Source organism: Pedobacter sp. JY14-1 (assembly GCF_029269825.1).
Taxonomy (GTDB): Bacteria; Bacteroidota; Bacteroidia; order Sphingobacteriales; family Sphingobacteriaceae; genus Pedobacter.
In genome coordinates this window covers 73057-92584 of sequence record NZ_JARJHU010000002.1, presented here as the reverse complement: position 1 = coordinate 92584, position 19528 = coordinate 73057, and the positions used below count along the sequence as shown (strand labels likewise).

15 protein-coding genes are annotated in these 19528 nt (G+C 50.2%); 7 read left to right on the top strand and 8 right to left on the bottom strand.

The window, feature by feature from the left end; all coding sequences use genetic code 11:
• Positions 1 to 42 precede the first annotated feature (42 nt).
• Positions 43 to 2700, bottom strand: a complete 2658-nt coding sequence (locus P2W84_RS05455) for an outer membrane beta-barrel protein (protein WP_276089107.1) — start codon at positions 2698 to 2700, stop codon at positions 43 to 45.
• A gap of 137 nt (positions 2701 to 2837) precedes the next feature.
• Positions 2838 to 3863, bottom strand: a complete 1026-nt coding sequence (holA, locus tag P2W84_RS05450) for a DNA polymerase III subunit delta (RefSeq protein ID WP_276089106.1) — start codon at positions 3861 to 3863, stop codon at positions 2838 to 2840.
• A gap of 46 nt (positions 3864 to 3909) precedes the next feature.
• On the opposite strand from holA, the gene P2W84_RS05445 reads away from it, so the two are divergent.
• The gene (locus tag P2W84_RS05445) at positions 3910 to 4371 is read left to right on the top strand and encodes a type I restriction enzyme HsdR N-terminal domain-containing protein (protein WP_276089105.1); all 462 of its coding nucleotides are present in this window, start codon (positions 3910 to 3912) and stop codon (positions 4369 to 4371) included.
• 31 nt (positions 4372 to 4402) lie between these two features.
• Here P2W84_RS05445 and P2W84_RS05440 read toward each other — a convergent pair whose 3' ends face one another.
• Complete coding sequence (locus tag P2W84_RS05440) at positions 4403 to 7063, bottom strand: valine--tRNA ligase (RefSeq protein WP_276089104.1); 2661 nt, start codon at positions 7061 to 7063, stop codon at positions 4403 to 4405.
• A 45-nt stretch (positions 7064 to 7108) separates the two neighbouring features.
• Positions 7109 to 9259, bottom strand: a complete 2151-nt coding sequence (locus P2W84_RS05435; RefSeq protein ID WP_276089103.1) for a DPP IV N-terminal domain-containing protein — start codon at positions 9257 to 9259, stop codon at positions 7109 to 7111.
• Positions 9260 to 9322: 63 nt separating this feature from the next.
• Between P2W84_RS05435 and P2W84_RS05430 the strand changes: the two genes are divergently transcribed.
• Positions 9323 to 10225, top strand: a complete 903-nt coding sequence (locus P2W84_RS05430; protein ID WP_276089102.1) for a DMT family transporter — start codon at positions 9323 to 9325, stop codon at positions 10223 to 10225.
• 304 nt (positions 10226 to 10529) lie between these two features.
• Positions 10530 to 12509 carry a M13 family metallopeptidase gene (locus P2W84_RS05425; RefSeq protein WP_276089231.1) on the top strand — a complete coding sequence of 660 codons (1980 nt, stop codon included), beginning with the start codon at positions 10530 to 10532 and terminating at the stop codon, positions 12507 to 12509.
• A 159-nt stretch (positions 12510 to 12668) separates the two neighbouring features.
• On the opposite strand, the gene P2W84_RS05420 is transcribed toward P2W84_RS05425, so the two are convergent.
• From P2W84_RS05420 to P2W84_RS05410, 3 genes are read right to left on the bottom strand one after another with little or no spacing between them, the layout of a single operon-like run.
• Complete coding sequence (locus P2W84_RS05420; RefSeq protein WP_276089101.1) at positions 12669 to 13388, bottom strand: TetR/AcrR family transcriptional regulator; 720 nt, start codon at positions 13386 to 13388, stop codon at positions 12669 to 12671.
• 19 nt (positions 13389 to 13407) lie between these two features.
• A complete protein-coding gene (locus P2W84_RS05415) occupies positions 13408 to 14535 on the bottom strand; it encodes a Gfo/Idh/MocA family oxidoreductase (RefSeq protein WP_276089100.1) in 1128 nt (375 codons plus the stop codon).
• 27 nt (positions 14536 to 14562) lie between these two features.
• The gene (locus tag P2W84_RS05410) at positions 14563 to 14898 is read right to left on the bottom strand and encodes an MmcQ/YjbR family DNA-binding protein (RefSeq protein WP_276089099.1); all 336 of its coding nucleotides are present in this window, start codon (positions 14896 to 14898) and stop codon (positions 14563 to 14565) included.
• A gap of 69 nt (positions 14899 to 14967) precedes the next feature.
• Between P2W84_RS05410 and mnmD the strand changes: the two genes are divergently transcribed.
• The 4 genes from mnmD to mazG all read left to right on the top strand — a co-directional run bounded on the left by mnmD (position 14968) and on the right by mazG (position 18757).
• Positions 14968 to 15639, top strand: a complete 672-nt coding sequence (gene mnmD, locus P2W84_RS05405; protein ID WP_276089098.1) for a tRNA (5-methylaminomethyl-2-thiouridine)(34)-methyltransferase MnmD — start codon at positions 14968 to 14970, stop codon at positions 15637 to 15639.
• 72 nt (positions 15640 to 15711) lie between these two features.
• On the top strand, positions 15712 to 16665 hold the full coding sequence (locus P2W84_RS05400) for an aldo/keto reductase (RefSeq protein WP_276089097.1): 954 nt from the start codon (positions 15712 to 15714) through the stop codon (positions 16663 to 16665).
• A gap of 54 nt (positions 16666 to 16719) precedes the next feature.
• Positions 16720 to 17832 carry an AI-2E family transporter gene (locus P2W84_RS05395; RefSeq protein ID WP_276089096.1) on the top strand — a complete coding sequence of 371 codons (1113 nt, stop codon included), beginning with the start codon at positions 16720 to 16722 and terminating at the stop codon, positions 17830 to 17832.
• A gap of 118 nt (positions 17833 to 17950) precedes the next feature.
• Positions 17951 to 18757: a nucleoside triphosphate pyrophosphohydrolase gene (gene mazG / locus P2W84_RS05390; protein ID WP_276089095.1), complete on the top strand. Its 807-nt coding sequence runs from the start codon at positions 17951 to 17953 to the stop codon at positions 18755 to 18757.
• On the opposite strand, the gene P2W84_RS05385 is transcribed toward mazG, so the two are convergent.
• The gene (locus P2W84_RS05385; RefSeq protein ID WP_276089094.1) at positions 18744 to 19358 is read right to left on the bottom strand and encodes a DEAD/DEAH box helicase; all 615 of its coding nucleotides are present in this window, start codon (positions 19356 to 19358) and stop codon (positions 18744 to 18746) included. The genes mazG and P2W84_RS05385 overlap by 14 nt on opposite strands.
• Positions 19359 to 19528 lie beyond the last annotated feature (170 nt).

Here is a 19528-nt window from a genome sequence, read left to right as displayed (position 1 = left end):
CAGATTATTGCCCAAATGACCGCCTGTCGCAGCAGAAGAAAGCTATCCGCCGAACTTCCTGACACGGTAAATGAACGACAACATGAAGTAACGGCCCAGCCGGTTCACCTGCCGGTCTACGATCACGTTATCGAATACATCCCTGGAGATGCCCGAATTCTGGTTGAATAAGTCATAACCGTCAAGCCTCAGGGCAGCCATGTCATTCTTCATAAACTTATATTCCAGGGAAAGCCGGAGCAGTGTCGGGTTGTTGATGATGGTATTACTGAAACCGGAATTGATCACCTTGCTGAAGTCATAGCCCAGCGTCAGTTTCTTAAAGAAGTAATTGCGGCCTTCTACCTTGTATTCCCAGCGATTGGTCTTCCGCTCTTCAAAGGCTTCCTGCGAATAGGTCGTCCTGTTTTGAGAATAAGAAGTCTCAAACTGCACGTTGACCACCTCCTGAAGATCAATCTTAAACTCTATTCCCTGCCTCCAGGCCGTATTCTGCGCCACATTGCGGTTGCCATCCACGAAAGAAACATTATTGTTCAGTGAGCCCCAGCCCGAATACCCCAGAGAGAATTTGCGTTCAGCAAAAGGCTTGCTGTAATAATAATCCCCGCTCAGGTTATAAAAGCCGTCCGTATTGGTATAAGTGGTCTGCTGCCAGCCGGTAGATGGTGAGATGAATTTGGTGGTCACGATGCGGTTATTCGTCTTATTGTAAGAAGCATTCGCAAACAAGACATGCCCGAGGTTCCAGTCCGATTGCTTGTAATGCGCATTGATGCTGTGAATGAACTCTGGCTTCAGATCGGGGTTACCGGTGACGACATTCTGCAGATTGGAATTATCAGAAATGGGCTGCAACTGGAAAAAGCTGGGCTGATTGCTGCGTCCCCAGTAATTGATATCAAAAGATTCCTGGTTAGAGAACTTGTAGGCCAGCCGGGCAGAAGGAATGATATTAAACGTATGGTTCACTGTCGTGAGGTCACGGCTCAGGTTTTGCCCCCTCAGTACGGCAGGCTGGGCATTCACACCCAGTGTATAATTCAGCTTCTCACCGATATAGCGGTAATTCAGGCCAACCTTGTTGGTAATGAACTGGTAATCGTAATTGTTACTGAGGTCAGGATTGAACACCTCATTCCCGGATTTTATATCCCTTACATCCCTGCTGCTGGTGTTGGCCGAGCGGTTCCAGTTATAATTCACTTCAATGAACGTCTTTGCCCACAACGGTTCCATATAGGAACCGCCCGCATTGAGGCCCAGGTTGTGGTTGTCCTGATCATTAAGCTGGTGTTGCAATGCCACAGAGTCGATGCTGTTCCTGGTGAACAGGTAATCATTCAGCACGTCCCGGTAATTATTGCCTTTTGAGTAATTGATATTTCCCCAGAAGCTGAAATTGCGGCCTTTCCTGGCAAATTTATGGTTATAGAACACATTGGTCTTCAGGTTCAGGTTGTCTGAATTACTGCTGGTTTCGCTCAACCTTTTGGTCGTCAGTGCGACAGCATCGGCTATCGCGGGCTGGCTGCTCAGTGAATTGCCATTGTAACTGCCTTCGTTCTGGTTATACGAGAAATTAGGTGATACCTTCAGGTAATTATTGGTATCTATCTTGTATTCCAGGTTGCCGCCAAACCAGTGGTTACGGTTTTTACTGAAATTGTCGTTAGTTGCATCCTCTAAACGGGTATAAGCATTCTTTTTGGTGTCTTCGAGGAAGTTCTGGGTATGGGAAGCACTGTAGGTATTATTCCGGTTGCCATTGAAACCATAAGCTGCATCAGCCGAAACTTTCTTATTGAATTCATTCCTGTAATTGACATTCGCTGAATTGCGTGTCGTTACGCCGTCCCCGCCATTGCCCCACATACTGGCATTGTTGATGGTCCCATCAAAAGAAAGCTGTTGCTCCCCGACCATCCGGTTGGCTTTCAGACTGGTATTATAACGCTCTGCATTGCCCAGGCCCCCGGAAACCCTGGCAAAATAGCCCTTCTTCTTATCTTCCTGTATGGTCAGGTTCAGGACTTTTTCCGGCTCTCCGGTTTTAATGCCGGTAAGCTTGGCCTGGTCGCCATAATCATCAATGAACTGCAGGTTCTTGATAATGTCCGCGGGAAGGTTCTTGATCGCGGTCGCCACATCTGTTCCGAAAAAATCCTTGCCGTTTACCCGGATCTTCGTCACCGGGACGCCCTGGTTGGTCACATTGCCATCCTTGTCCACCTTAATGCCGGGCAGTTTTTTCAACACTTCATCGACGGCATCCCCGTCACGTACCGGAAAGGCAGATGCATTGAAGCTCACCGTATCTTCGGTAACCTTGACCGGCGGTACACCCGATATCACGACCGCATCAAGCGTATTTGTGGCGGGTTTCAGCCTAATCTGCCCAGCGTCAAGGGAACTGCCTTTTTCGATCTGGTATTGCTTAACAAAGGTATCAAATCCGATAAATGCGGCCGATAAGGAGAATTGCCTGGCTTTAATCTTTGAAATGGAGAAGCTACCGTCAACACCCGCGGATATGCCCAGGCTGTCAGCACCCCACTTTACCCGAACCTGCGCACCCGGCAAGGGAAGCCCGGCGGTATCGAGTATGGTACCCTTAACGGTATAATTCTGGCCCTTGCTGCTGATCACGGCTCCTGCAAGCAGCAGGAACAGCAAAGCCAGTTTAAAAAAAAACTTCATGGTTTACATTTGTGTGTGCTGTAAAAATACGACAACCTGCACCAAAGGTCCCAGCGTAATCAACATTTTACAATCGATTGCTGATACGCATACAGATAGTATCTTGCCGGAACGGATAGCCGGCTGCCCGAATGTCTTCAATGCAGTATCCTGAACATCAACTCTTTCAACAGCTCCCCGTCCGTGACATTACCCGTACTGTCAACCCCCTTACTCTTCAGGTCATATTCCCGCAGCAGACTGATGATGTTAAATACATGGCCGATGCTGTAACTGCGAGCCGCAGCTTCATAGTCCTTCACGAAAAAAGGATTTACCCCTAATTCCTTCGCAGCATCGCCTTTGTTCTTCAGGTAATGGTACTTAAGTATCTTGGAAAAATAACTGTTCAGGTTGGCCATGACCATAACCATCGGATTGGCCTTGGGATTATCGGCAAAGTAATTCACGATCTGGTTACATTTCAGGACATCACGCATCGCCAGTGCCTTCTGCAGCTCAAACACATTATATTCCTTGCTGATCCCGATATTCTTCTGCACCAGGTCAGTATCGATCACCGTTTCCTTGGCGATATTCAGGATCAGCTTATCCACCTCGTTCTCAATCTTGGACAGGTCGGTTCCCAGGTATTCACCCATCAGGGCAGAAGCCTGCGGCGCGATCTTATACCCTTTTTCTTTTACAAGGTCCTCGATCCATCCCGCCAGTTTATAATCGCGCACCGGGTCAGACTGGAACACCAGCCCACTCTTGTCAATCGCCTTATAGATCTTCTTACGTTTATCGAAGGTACCGTATTTATAGGCCAGCACCAGGATCGTCGTCGGCAGGGGCTTTTCAAAATAACTGAGCACGAAACCTGCCTCCTTACTACTCCCCTCTGTCTCCTTCGCCCATTTGAGGTCCTGCGCCTCCTTCACGACCACCAGCTGATAATCCGACATCATCGGGTAGCGCTTGGCCGCATTCATGACGGTGGCCATATCCGTATCCTTGCCATAGAGAACAGTCTGGTTAAACCCCCTTTCCATATCGTTCAGGACATGGTTCTCCATATACTGCACGATCTTGTCAATATAATAAGGCTCCTCCCCGTGCAGCAGGTACACCGGCTTGAATTTCCTGGCCTTAATGTCTTTGATGATCTCCGAAGCACTCATAAGATGGCCCAAACATAGCCAAAAAATTTGTCTACTTTTACAGCAAATGTCATTTACGCCCATCGAACTGAACCTGCCGCCTTATCCCTTCAGGATCACCCTGAAAGACGCAAAACACTACATATTCGATGAGATCCGTAAAAAGCATCTCGTGCTCACCCCCGAAGAATGGGTGAGACAGCATTTCATCCAATACCTCATTACTGAAAAAAAATTCCCCCGCAGCCTCATTCAGATCGAAGGCGGGCTCAGTCTAAACCAATTACAAAAGCGCACCGACATCCTGATCTTCAACACCTCCGGTGAAAAACTAATGGTCATCGAATGCAAAGCCCCTGCTATAAAAATCAGCCAATCTGTATTCGACCAGGCCGCACGTTATAACTCTGTCCACAAAAGCAAATGGCTGGTCGTAACCAACGGACTTAACCATTGTTATGCGCAGATTGACCACGCCACCAGCCAGTTCAGCTTCTGCCCTGAGCTGCCTGATTACAAAATGCTATAGTTAAAAGGCTATTTGAGATTGCTCAGCCCTTCTACAACGCCGCCAGGCTTTCTTCAATAATCCTGATCTTTGCCTCCGCATCCGCCTTTTTATTGCGCTCATTCTGCACCACTTCCGGCTTCGCATTCTGCACAAAGCGCTCATTGCCCAGTTTTGCTTCTACCGAGCGCAGAAAGCCCTGCAGGTAAACCAAGTCTGCATTCAGCCGCTCACGCTCCGCTTCTGCATCCACCGCCTCATTCAGCTGAATAAAAAACTCATCATTCCCCACCATAAAGCTCACCGCGCCGGCAACCTTATCATTCACCAGCTCCAGCCCGGACACATTCGCCAGCTTAAACAACACTCCGGCCCACAGCTGATAATCCAGTGAAGAATTCACTTTGACCGCCAGCGGCAGGGCCTCCTTAGGTGAGATCTGCCGCGTATTCCGGACATTTCTGATCTCTGCGACAACCGTCTTCACCGCTTCCACATCCCTCAGCAAGGCAGCATCGACCGCACCCGCTACCGGGTAATCAGCTACAATACAACACTCCAGTTCAGCACGTTCGCCAAATAAGCTGTCGTGCCAAAGCTCCTCTGTCAGGAACGGCATAAACGGATGGAGCAGCTTCAGTATCCGTTCAAAGAAACCTACCGTTGCCTTCAGTGTCTCCGCATCTACAGGATGCTGGTATGCAGGCTTCACCATTTCCAGGTACCAGGCACAGAAATCGTCCCATACCAGTTTATAAGTAGCCATCAGGGCTTCAGAAAGCCTGTACTGCCTGAAATTATCTTCAATCTCGGCAAGTGCTCCGCTGAAACGGTTTTCAAACCAGGCGATGGCTTGTTCATTAGGGTTTTCCAATTGGTCACTGACTTCCCAGCCCTTCACCAGCCTGAACGCATTCCATACCTTGTTTGCAAAATTCCGGCCCTGCTCACAATAAGCCTCATCAAACATCAGGTCATTGCCGGCAGGAGAACAAAGCAGCATACCTACCCGTACCCCATCCGCACCGTATTTTTCGATCAGCCCGATCGGGTCGGGTGAATTGCCCAGCGATTTGGACATCTTACGGCCCAACTTATCCCTCACGATACCTGTCAGGTACACATTGGTAAAAGGCTTTTTGCCCCTGAACTCATGCCCCGCCATGATCATTCTTGCCACCCAGAAGAACAGGATCTCCGGTGCTGTCACCAGGTCATTCGTCGGATAATAATAATTGATGTCCTTATTGTTCGGGTTCTTAAAGCCGTCAAATACCGAGATCGGCCACAGCCACGAAGAAAACCAGGTATCCATTACGTCCGGGTCCTGCGTTACAAAAGGTGACAGCTGGTGCTTAAAGCCCGCAGCCTCCTCGTTGGTGAACACCCCGTCAATATCCTTCAGCTTCAGGAACTCATCCAGCGCTTCCTCCTTCGTCTTTGCCACTACCCAGTTGCCTTTGTCGTCATACCAGGCCGGGATCTGCTGTCCCCACCACAGCTGCCGGCTGATGTTCCAGTCCCGCACGTTCTCCATCCAGTGACGGTAGGTATTCACGAACTTATCCGGGATCAGCTTCACCTCGCCATTCAGTACATCCTCCAGCGCCGGGCGCGCCATCGCTTCCATCTTACAGAACCACTGCATCGATAACTTAGGCTCTATCGCGGCATTCGTACGCTCGGAAAAACCCACCTGCGACTTATAATCTTCTACCTTCTCCAGGTGGCCGGCTTCTTCCAGCAGCACGGCGATCTTCTTGCGTGCGGCGAAGCGGTCTTCACCCACCAGCAATACGGCCAGTTCATTTAAGGTACCGTCGTCATTCAGGATATCGATTACCGGGAGCTTATGCTTCAGCCCCAGCTCATAGTCATTGAGGTCGTGCGCAGGGGTCACCTTCAGGCAGCCCGTGCCAAAATCCATCGTTACATACTCGTCCTGGATCACCGGGATCTCCCGGTTGATCAAAGGCACAAATACTTTCTTTCCTTTCAGGTGCGCATAACGCTTATCCTCCGGGTTCACACAGATCGCCACATCGGCCATGATCGTCTCCGGGCGCGTCGTCGCTATGGTCAGGTAATCTTCGCTGCCGGAAACCGTATACCGGATATAATACAGCTTCTGGTTCACCTCTTTGCGGATCACCTCCTCATCTGATACCGCGGTTTTACCCGCGGGGTCCCAGTTGATCATGCGCACACCACGGTAGATCAGTCCCTTCCGGTATAAATGGATAAAGCAGTCAATTACCGCCTCAGACAGGTCATCTTCCATCGTAAAGCGCGTACGCTCCCAGTCGCAGCTTGCGCCCAGCTTTTTCAGCTGTTCCAGGATGATGCCACCGTATTTCTCCTTCCACTCCCAGGCATATTTCAGGAACTCCTCCCTGCTCAGGTCCTTCTTCTCAATACCGCGTTCCTTCAACATAGCCACTACTTTCGCTTCCGTAGCGATAGAGGCATGATCCGTTCCCGGCACCCAGCAGGCATTCTTTCCCTGCATGCGCGCCTTGCGGATCAGCACATCCTGAATCGTATTGTTGAGCATATGCCCCATGTGCAGTACACCGGTTACATTGGGCGGTGGGATCACGATGGTATAAGGCTCACGTTCATCAGGCTCGGAATGAAAAAAACGCTTCGACATCCAGTAGCTGTACCATTTATCTTCGGTCGCCGCCGGGTCGTATTTAGTGGAAATGCTCATTATGTTTGAAAGTATTCGATTTAAGGCCGTAAAAATAAGAAAAACTTAATTGAGGTTCTGTATAAAGTAGTCGGTCACCTTCTGGTATAAGTGCGTCCTGTCCTTACCCGTCACATTGTGCTCATGACCGGGATAGATCATATAGTCTACCTGTACCCCCTTATCTACCGCTTTCTTCACGAAATCCACCGAATGCTGCTGTACGACCACGGGATCCTGCAGACCATGGATCAGCAGCAGTTTGCCTTTGAGCTGGTCTGCCTTATTGCTCAGATACGTCGCCGCATAGCCTTCAGGGTTCTCCTGCGGGGTATCCATATACCTTTCGGTATACATGACTTCGTAAAATTGCCAGTTGATCACCGGGCCGCCGGCTACAGCCGCCTTAAATATGCCCGGATGGCTTACCATAAAGTCTACCGTATCGAAGCCACCAAAACTCCAGCCAAACAGGCCCATCCTCGACGTATCGGCGTAAGGCAGCGCTTTCAGGTAATCCACGGCGCTCAGCATGTCTTCCATCTGCACATCTCCTACCCTGCGGAACATCGACTGCTCAAAAGCCCTGCCCCGGTTATCACTGCCCCGGGTATCGATGGTCAGCACCACATAACCCCGTTCTGCCATGTACCGGAACCAATAATCTCCGGCGCCGGCATTCCAGCTGTTCAGTACCAGCTGGGCATGCGAGCCCCCATACCAGTATACGATCACCGGATATTTCTTACCCGGCTCAAAACCTTCTGGCTTGTATAAACTGCCATACAGGTCGTCACCAGTTTTGCTCTTAAACGTAAAGATCGTTGAATTTGCCATTGCATACCCGGCCAGCGGGTTGGCAGCAGTCAGCAGGGTCTTTTCCTTTCCCGACCCTGTTTCGAGCAGTTGCACGATTCTCGGCTGTTCTACGTTACTGAAGTTATCGATCACGGTATTGCCCGAACTGCTCACCTGCGTATTGTGCACCCCGCTGCCTTTCGTCAGCCTGGCGCTTTTACCGGAAGAAAGGTTCAGTACATATAGATTGCGCGTAACCGGTGAATCTTCCGTGGACACATAAAACAAACGCCCGCCTTTTGCATCAAAACCCTTAACCTCCAGCACTTCCCAGCTGCCGCTGGTCAGCTGTTTCAGCATTTTGCCATTGACGTCATACAGATAAAGATGATTCCAGCCGTCACGGTTGCTCTGCCAGATGAATTTACCCGGATCGTTTTTCAGGAACAGCATGGGCACCAGTGGTTCCACATACTTTTCATCCTTTTCCTCAAACAGCGTCTTCACAAAATCTCCTGTAACGGCGTCATACTGGTTCAGCTTCAGGTGGTCCTGGCCACGGTTTAGCACCGCGATGTATATATATTTATCGTCCGGGCTCCAGGCAATATTGGTCAGGTACTGTTCCGCAGGCTCACCCGTTTTCAGGTACACCAGCTTACCGGTTTCCGCATGGTATACGCCAACGGTCACCTCGTGACTCTTGTCGCCCGCCATCGGGTATTTGATGTTGACGTTCTTCGCCGGCCTGCTGGTCCAGTCGATGATCGGGTAATCCGTTACCATACTTTGATCCATCCGGTAAAAAGCCAGTATTTTGCCATTGTTGCTCCAGAAAGTTCCCTTAGTAATGCCGAATTCTTCGCGGTGCACAGTAGAAGCATAGACGATGTCTTCACTTCCGTCAGTGGTTACCTGCTTTACGGCACCGCTTCGGGAAACGAACAGGTTGTGGCCATCTACATAAGCGACATAACCGGCACCACTTTCCTCAGCGACGCCCCTGGCAGCTACCGAAGCCTCCAGTAAAGTCCTTGCCCTGCCCGTCGCCGGGTCAAGCGCCACTTTCGACCCATTGAGCATCACGATCCATTCCCTGCCCTGGTTAAACTGTATAAATGGCATGGCCTTCGCCGTATCCAGGCTGCCGGCACGCAGCTTCGCATTCAGCTGACCCAGTGTCAGAAAATCATGCGCCGGGCGTTTGAAGCTGCCGCTGGTCCAGACCACCTCATTGCCCTGGCGCTTCGCATATACATAATCTTCTGTACCGTAAATGAACTGTATCTGTGAAAGGTTCTGTGGCGCCAGCGTACCGCGCGCATTGATCATGGCATCTTCCATGGTCAGTTGCTTTTGACGGGCAACGCCGGAAATTGCCATCACGATCAGGGGGACGGCAAATATCAATCTCTTCATAGTTGTTTAAATGAAATAAGCTGCGCCAAACATAACCAATTTTACTGTATTATCTTTGTCACCGTGAAACGTATATTAACCGGTATCCTGTTCGCCATGCTCTGGGCATCGGCATCGGTAGCCACCAAATTCGGCATCCATTCCGCGCCGCCGCTGATCCTGGCCAATACCCGCTTCTTTATTGCCGGTATCGTGTTGCTGGTCTTTGGTTATGCTGCAGGCCCGAAATCAGGCAAACGCATGCCAGCGGGCAGGGAATGGCAGCAACTGGCTATTTTCGGCTTCCTGAACACGACGGTTTACCTGGCACTGTATGTCTATGCCATGAAATATACGGCCGCGGGTATCGGTAGCCTGGCCACCTCCACCAATCCGCTCATCATCGTACTACTCTCCTCCTGGCTCATCGGCCGCAAGCCCGCCAAGGCAGAGATCTGGAGCATCTTCATCGGCATGACGGGTATCGGCCTGGCTACTTACCCGCTTTTGCGCAGTGCCAGTACTACCCTCCCGGGCATCAGCGTACTCATGCTCAGCATGGTCGCCGTTTCTTTTGCCAGCGTCTATTACGCCAGTGTAAAGTGGCAGTTGTCCAACATCCTGATCAATGCCTGGCAAGTCACCCTCGGCGGGATATTCCTGTTGCCCTTCACCCTGGGCCTGAGTGATTTTTCCGCAGTCAGGATAGGTCAGACCTTTGTCCTTTCTACCTTATGGCTCAGTCTGTCGGTGTCTGTCGTCGGCCTCATCTGCTGGTTCTGGCTGCTGCGCATCGACACGGTAAAGGCCTCACTCTGGCTCTTCCTCTGTCCGCTGTTCGGATTTTTCTATGCTTGGTGGCTGCTCGGCGAGGCCATCACTCTTTATACCATCGGTGGCACCCTGCTCGTTCTTTTGGGGCTCTACATAGGTCAGAAAGATAAATTCGCGAAAAAAACGGGGGTTCAGCATGCGGGGACACAATAAAAACTGTTAAAATATGTTAAATACCTATATAACGGAATGTGTCATGAAAGCGATTAAAGTTTCGGATATTACCCACACCCTGTTCAGGAAGCTGGGCATCGTCAAGATCTATTACTGGTTCAATAAGTAATATTTTGAATAGACTGGCGGTTGCCCCGCCGTATTGTTTAATTTAGCCCGTAGCAAGTTGCGGGCTTTTTCGGCTATAAACTGCAATAACAGCATATTTTAACTAACCTATCTTACATTTATGTATAAAACCTTACTGCAGGGTGGCATCTCATCGGTCCTGATCGCCCTGACCATGACCACTTCAGCACAAACACCATCCAGATTCATCGACCCGGCAAACATGGACCTCAGCGTAAAGCCCGGGGACGACTTTTACCGGTATGCCAGTGGTACCTGGATCAAAAACAATCCGGTACCTGCCAAGGAAACTCGCTGGGGCAGCTTCAACATGCTGCGCGATTTTAACATCAATGCCGTAAAGGGTCTGGTAGAAGAAGCCTCAGCAGACAAGACGGCACCGGCCGGTTCGGTCAAAAAACGTGTGGGCGACTTTTACGCGGCCGCGATGGACAGTCTAGCCATTGAAAAGCTGGGTTATACGCCTGTTAAGGCAGACCTGCAAATGGCCGGCAAGTTGAAAGACATCAGTGCTGTACTTGACTTTGCCGCTTACCTGCGTACCTCTGGCCTTGCCAGCCCGCTGTTCAGTTTCAGCGTAGGCCAGGATCGTAAGAACGTAACCAAATATGCCGTACAGCTCGGTCAGGGAGGCACCACACTGCCGGACCGCGACTATTACCTGAATGACGACAGCCGCAGCAAACAGATCCGTGATGCTTACCTGAAATACATTAACGAGGTCTTTACGCTTACCGGCATCCCGGCTGCAAATGCAGGACAAAAAGCGGCAACGGTCATGGCCATTGAAAAACAACTGGCGGCCGCACAGATGAGCCGGGTGGAAATGCGTGACCCTTATAAGACCTATAATAAGTTTACGGTAGCTGAATTTAATAAGCGTACCCCCGCTTTCAACTGGAAGGACATGCTTGTGAAGCTTAAAACACCCGGGCAGGACACCGTGCTTGTGTCGTCACCGAAATTCTTTACCAGCCTGGACAGTCTGCTGAAAAGTGTCCCTGTGGCCGACTGGCGGACCTATATGGAATGGAACATCCTGAAAAACGCGGCCCCGAACCTCAGTTCTGCTTTCGTCAAGGCGAACTTTGCCTTCAGCCAGGTACAGTCCGGCCAGAAGATACAGACCCCGAGATGGCAGCGCATGTCGCAGCTGACCGACGGCACCATTGGCGAACTGCTGGGCCAGCTGTATGTCGCCAGATATTTCAAACCCGAAGCCAAGCAGCGCATGGACGAACTCATTGCCAACCTGCGCAAGGCTTTCGAGATCAGGATCAAAAACCTGGACTGGATGAGCCCGGAGACCAAGGAGAAAGCCCTGGCCAAACTGCACGCTTTTGTGCCCAAGATCGGCTATCCGTCCAAATGGAAAAACTACGATGGTCTGGTCATCAGCCGCAATACCTATTTCCAGAATCTGCGTAATGCCGGAAAATGGGGTTATAACGACATGGTGGGCCAGCTGGGCAAACCGGTTGACCGTACCCGTTTCGGCATGACCCCGCCGACAGTAAACGCCTACTACAGTGCAACCATGAACGAGATCGTGTTTCCCGCGGGCATCTTGCAGTTCCCCTTCTTTGACCCCAATGCAGACGATGCCGTAAACTATGGCGGCATCGGGGCTGTGATCGGCCACGAGATGTCGCATGGTTTTGATGATTCTGGCAGCAAATACGACAAAGACGGCAACCTGCGTAACTGGTGGACTGATGAAGACCGGAGTAAGTTCGAAGCCAAAGCGAAGGCGCTGGGTGAACAGTTTGACCAATACACCGTGCTGGATACCATCCATGTCAACGGTAAATTTACCATGGGCGAGAACATCGGCGACCTGGGCGGGCTGAACGCAGCTTATACCGCCTTTAAGATGACCAAACAGGGCCAGTCTAATGAAAAGACAGATGGTTTTACGCCCGACCAGCGCTTTTTCCTCTCCTGGGCGCAGGTATGGCGCGGTAACATCCTGCCCGAGACCGCGGCACAGTTCATCAAGACCGATCCGCATTCACCCGGCGAATACCGTACCATCGGTGCACCGGTCAATATGGATGCCTGGTATGAAGCCTTTGGTGTCAGGCCGGGTGATAAACTGTATAAAAAACCTGAGGACCGGATCAGGATGTGGTAATATTAAGAGATTGTTAAAGGATGTTAAAGAAAGAAAAAATCAGAATATGTCACCAGTTTTTAAAAAAAGCACGCGTATTTTTATAACCAGACATTAATACGCTTCTCAAACTAAGAAATGAGGGTGTTTCTCCCCGAATCACCCTCACTCTTAAGTAACTTATACTTCCTTTTTGCCCATCCCTTCTGCAGCCTTGTCGTAAACCAGATCCGTGATCTGATCGAGTGCTTTCATCATGCGCTCCATTTCCGCCGGGTCGTTGATATCTATCCCGCAAAAAGGATTTCCACTGGCCTGCGACTGCAGCACCATAAAGATGATCCCCGCCACCTGCAAGGCCATGATGCCTCTGAAATCGACACCTGTACGTTGTTCAAAATAAGGGGTCAGCAGCTTAAATAATTCTTCGCCAAAGGCCTCGCGCTTGAGGCCCACTTCCTTCATCAGTTTATTCCGCTCACTTGTTTCCCAGATGACGATCTTTTGCATCTCGTCCTCTGCATAGAAATGGCTAAGGTGTGTCTTTAATATGGTCTTTACCATCGGGCGCCCATGGTCGATCTTTGATTCGGCAATGATCTGTTCCATATCCCCTGAAAGGCTGATCCAGTAATCCTTACGCTTTACATAAGCTTCGATCAGGTTATTGACATTGTTATCAAAGTACCTGTAAATGAGCTTTTTGTTTACATCAGCAGTCTTTGCTATGTTATTCACTCCCAGCGCCGTATAGCCCTGGGTCTTAATGATCTCGCCAACAGCATCGATCAGCTTCAGCATGGTACGCTCGCGGTCGCGGACAGGTCCTGAAGTTCTCTTCCTGGGCTTCCCGGTCCTGGTCAGGCCATTGGTTGTCTTCGTATTTACTTCCTCATTCATATGGGTAAATCCATTACGGCTACTCTTGTGTGAACCTGATTGTCTTACCTGTTTTTACGGATTCCTTCGCCGCTTCCAGTATCCTGACGACCATTACATTATTTTCCAGCGAATACAGCCCGTTTTGCGGCACAGTTATCCTGCCCCTGACGACATCGGCCAGGTAAGCAAAAGGATCCTCATATACCGGTATCTCTTTCGGCGTTATTACTCTGACCTGTTCCGAACGGTCTGTTCCGGTCCGCATCCGCATGTGGTAATTGTCAACCGCAAACACATAACCTGTTTCTCCATATACCTCCATGTCCTTACGGTTGAAAGGCCAGTTCCAAGAAGCCTGGATCACACATTGTGCTCCGGGATAGTCGACAATGATCGTCGCATCGTCATCTACCTTAGGGTAAATCTCCGGCTTAAACTGCCTGGCTACCGCGGTAACGGCGATGGGTTGCTGCCCTTTCATCAGCCAGGTCATCAGGTTCGCCCCATAACATCCGAAGTCCATGAGCGCGCCGCCACCATTCAGTACCGGGTCTGTCAGAAAATCAAAGAACTCCCGGCCTACCCCGATCTCCCTGGGGCCCTGGTGTCCATCATGGATGACCACCTTACGCACTTTGCCGACGTAATTGCTGTCATTGACCAATTGATAAGCCTTGGCGTTACTCGGATACCAGGAGGTCTCGAAGTTGGTCAGCAGATGTATCTTATGTTTTTTTGCCAGCTCCTCCATACGTTTGGCCTGTGCCACCGTGGTAGCCAGGGGTTTTTCTACCATCACATGTATGCCGCGGGGGGCACAGGCTTCTACCACCATCGCATGATCATATACCGAACCAAAGGCTACCACCGCCTCGGGCTTCACCTTGTCGAGCATTTTACCCAGATCAGTATAAAAAAGCTTGCCGTCCAGCTGGTAATTCCTGATCCTGGCCCCCGCAAGTGCTTTATCTGGTTCAAAGACCCCAACCAGCACAGCATCTGCTTTATTCTTGCGGTTCAGTATCCAGGGCACATGCCCATGACTCGTACCTGCAACCGCAATCCTGAGCGGCCGGTCTCCGCCGGTCTGTGCCGCGGCGTCATATCCCCACGGCAACAGTAATAACACCATTGTGCAACTTATCCAACGAAATAATTTCATCATAGCTTTTTTTTATTATATCCTATTCCATTATGAAAACTCCTGCTGCAGCTTCTTTGTCAGCTTTGCGATCACCAGTCGTCTGCTCTGCGCTACCCGCTCCGCCAGTTCGACATCGGGTAATAACTCCAGGTTTTCTATAAACACCCATTGCCTGCGCGCGAAATGTGGTGCCTGCACAATCCCAGGCTTTGCGGTAAGCTGGTCAAAATCCTCCGGGTCACATTTAATACATAGGCCGCCATCGTCCAGTGAGACCAATGCAAAGATCTTTTCTGCTACCATAAAGCAAAGGTGGTCCCATTTCATCCCTTCGGTCGTTCCTTTCAGACCAAGGCAATATTCCCGGAAAGTCTCGATGTCCATAAACAGCTCTTTAGGTCTTGGTGGTTAATCCAAGGCAATATAATGGTAAATATTGATAAGTTTGCAGGCATGAACAGGATTACGCCCACGGCAGACGGCTCCAATACCCTTTACAATGAAGAGATCGGCGAACATTACCATTCCAAACATGGTGCGCTGCAGGAAAGCCTGCATGTATTCATAAAGGCGGGACTTGAGCATACCGCCGGTTGCTTCCCGGACCGGCAGATCAAGGTGCTCGAAGTCGGCTTCGGGACCGGGCTGAATTTTCTGCTCAGCGCAGCCTGGTGCCTGGAACGCAACCTCTCCCTTAGTTATGTTTCGCTGGAAGCCTATCCCTTGCGTGGCAAAGAGCTGGAAAGTACCGGTTACAATGCCTATATACCGGATAGCCTCTGGCAAAGCACCACACTGAACTATGGCAAAGCCATGCAACAGACCAGTGAAATTGCTGCCGGCATACAATTGCGCATCCTGCATACCCATCTACACCGCTACGATAGCCCCGAGCGGTTTGACCTGCTTTATTACGACGCATTTTCTGTACAGCATCAACCCGAAATGTGGACAGACGAAATCATTGCACATGCCTGCCAGTTCCTGAAACCCGGGGGTATTTTCGTCACCTATGCCATTACCGGAAAACTCAAACGCGCGCTGCAGGGCATCGGCTTCCATATCGAAAAACTCCCTGGAGCTCCCGGTAAACGGGAAATGCTCCGCGCTACTAAACTTTCCTGACCCACTTCTGACGCCTGCCGGACAAACCTTGCCCGCCGGAAATTGTTATGCCCATATACAATCAAAACCAATATGGAAAAGAGACAGCTCGGCAATACCACATTACAAGTATATCCCGTTGCCTTCGGTGGCAACGTCTTTGGCTGGACCGCCGACGAACAGCGTTCATTTGAAATCCTTGACGGATTTACCGGAGCAGGCTTCAACCTGATCGATACAGCCGATGTCTACAGCAAATGGGCGCCGGGTAACCGCGGCGGGGAATCAGAAACCATTATTGGCAATTGGCTTGAAAAGCACGGCGGCCGTGACAAGCTGGTCATCGCTACAAAAGTGGGTTCCCAGATGGGGCCTGATAAAAAAGGGCTCAGCAAAAAATACATCCTGCAGGCCGCAGAAGACTCGCTGAAAAGGCTCAAAACCGATTATATTGACCTTTACCAGACCCATTATGATGACCTGGATACGCCGATAGAGGAAACACTTGAAGCCTACCAGCAACTCATTACGGATGGCAAGGTCAGGTATATCGGCACCTCCAATATGTCACCGGAGAGGCTGCTGCAGTCACTGGAGATTGCGGAAAAAGAAAACCTGCCCAGGTACAGTTCCCTCCAGCCGGAATACAACCTGTATGCGCGGGAAGGCTACGAGAAGAACTACGAGCAGATCGCTATGGAGCATAACCTCGGTGTCCTGACCTATTATTCCCTGGCCAGCGGCTTCCTTACCGGCAAGTACCGTTCAGAGGAGGACCTGGACAAAAGCCAGCGGGGCGGAGGCATACGCAGTTATCTCAACGAGCGCGGCTTTAGTATCCTGAAGGCCCTGGATGAAGTTTCTGAGCAATACAGTGCAGACCCTGCCAGCATAGCCCTGGCCTGGATCATCGCCCGGCCTTCGGTTACAGCGCCGATTGCCAGCGTCACCAGCCTGGGCCAGCTCGCGGACCTTGAAAAAGCCGCCAGGCTAAAGCTGGGCAACGAAGACATTTCCATACTTGACGCCGCCAGCGACTGGAAATAGTTTTGGCAGGGCATTTGCATTTCAGTAAATTACAGCACAAACCGCTGCCATCTGATGAAACCGCTGATACTGCCCTTTTATGCCAAGCTGGCGATTATTCTTTTTTCAGTCATTGCCCTTGGTTACCTGGCAATTATCGGTCAGACCATACTAGCCCCATTACTTACTTCTTTCCTGCTGGCTTTGCTATTACTGCCACTGGCCAATACATTAGAAAAAAGATGCAGGTTCAGCCGCAGTCTGGCGGCCATCATATCGGTACTGATCATGATCGCCTTCATCTCCGGCATTATGTATTTTCTGGCAAATCAGCTGACAGACCTCTGGCAGGACTGGCCACTGCTCAAGCAACAGGCCGAACTCTCCTTTCATGACGTGCAGATCTGGATATCCAGGACATTTCATATTAATGCCCATAAGCAATTGGACTACCTGAAGAACAGCGCAGACAGTGCCCTGGCCACCAGTGCTACCGTATTGGGTGCTACACTCCTCACCCTGTCCTCTACCTTTCTGTTCCTCTCCTTTCTGCTGCTGTTTACCTTTTTCATCCTGAATTACCGGCGCATTCTGTTTACCTTCCTCAACTCGGTTTTTGCAGAGCAGCATAAAGAAAAAGTCAGTGAGATCGTACAACGCATCCAGTACATCATTAAGAAATATATCACTGGCCTGTTCCTGCAAATGTTCATTGTTACCCTGATGATGGTACTGATCCTCTGGATATTGGGCGTTAAATATGCCATGCTGCTGGGCCTCATTGCCGGTATCTTTAACATCATTCCATACATTGGCATCTTTACCGCCCTGCTCATCAGCGCCGTCATTACCTTTGCCACGGCGGGTGCTGCTAAAATGTTACTGGTTATCCTGGCCTTTGTAGGCGTCCATGCCATCGACGGTAACATCCTGATGCCACTCGTGGTCGGTTCAAAGGTCAAGATCAATGCCTTATTTGCGTTCATTGGTATTGTCGTGGGTGAAATGCTATGGGGCATCTCCGGCATGTTCCTCTGTATTCCCTACTTGGCTATGCTCAAGATTATTTTCGACAGAATTGACCAGCTAAAACCCTGGGGCATCCTGCTCAGTGGTGAAGAAAAACCGAGACGTAAGCGCCGCAGCTACCAGATCACTAAAAAAATCCGCCTCGAGGAACAGGAATAACTGCCCGTGCACGTAAAGAACCCGCACATCCTCACGTTATTTTTCTTTTAGGGCTGACGGTACTTTTTGTTAGTGCAATGATCATTACCTTTGACTTTTTAATCTAGTCAAGTGATACATGCCTAATCATATCCCCCCTGCCACAGCCCATGAACCCGCAGCTGCCTTTCAGCGCCTGCTTACCGTTCTGAATACCCTGCGTACTGAATGCCCCTGGGACAGAAAGCAGACCATGGAAAGCCTGCGCCATCTTACCATAGAAGAAATCTACGAACTTTCCGACGCCATTCTTGAAGGCAACCCCGACGAGATCAGAAAGGAACTCGGTGATGTCATGATGCACCTGGTATTTTATGCACGGATCGCCTCAGAAACCAATGATTTTGACATTACCGGTGTCCTTAACGGCGTATGCGACAAACTCATCAGCAGACACCCCCATATCTATGGCGATACCGAAGTGCAGGATGAACACGACGTCAAGCGCAACTGGGAAAAGATCAAGCTGAAAGAAGGCAATAAATCAGTGCTGGCCGGTGTACCGGCAGGGTTACCCTCACTGGTCAAAGCGAGCCGTATACAGGAAAAAGCCAGGGGTGTCGGCTTTGACTGGGACAGCAAAGACCAGGTATGGCAAAAAGTAGAAGAAGAACTCAGTGAATTCAAGGCTGAATACAACCATGCAGATGACGGCGCAATAGACCAGGAAAAAGCCGAGGCCGAATTTGGTGACTTGCTGTTCTCGCTGATCAATTATGCCCGATTTGTAAACATCAATCCTGAAAATGCCCTGGAAAAAACCAATAAGAAGTTTATCAAACGCTTCCAGTACCTGGAAAGTAAGGCAAAGGAAAATGGCAAACAGCTCCAGGACATGAGCCTGGCAGAAATGGATGTCTACTGGAATGAAGCTAAAAAGTTATAACCGCCGGAAACTCCATAAAACGGTCCAGCAGCTTTTGCAGCTTGCCGGTCATTTCCCTGGTAAACACAAGTTGCTGCACTTTACCTGCACTGCGTGCCAGTTCAAACAGGGGCACCTGCATGTTGAGCCCGATCATCTCGGATGCATCGTCCACGATAAACATCTTGATCCGGTTCATATTCAGCGCCAGCTTCAGGTAAATCGTCCTTGCCCGGTTGGGCGTCGCGACTACGATATCCGTACCATGCATCAGTTCGTTGATCTCCTCCTCCATGCCCCCTTTTCCATACAGGCCGGTTACCCGCAAGTTCTTGTTCCTGCCCAGTGACCGGAACTGTGCAATCACTTCCAGCGCACGTTCCTCATCCGGCACCAGCACCAGAGCCTTTGGCGCTTCATCTGTGCTGTAGCTTAGTTTCATCAGAACGCCAAGTACGTATGCTGTAGTCTTTCCACTATCCTCCGGAGCAGTCACCACCAGGTTCTGGCCGCCATGTATCCTTGACAATACCTTTTGTTGCACCTCGGTACCTTCCTCAAACCCCGCTTCCTGCATCGCAGCAATCAGTTGCCTGCTCAGTTTTAAATTCTCTAACGACACTTTTGTATTTCTGATAAACCGCAAAATTACAGATTACCAGGGAGATTAAAGGCATTTCGCTGCATTGAACTCATAATCAGAGAGATTCGTCATATTAAAGCAATAGCTGAACATTTATTCTACTAGAAATGTCCGGTAGCGCTTAACTTTGTATAAGTTTAACAGAAAAT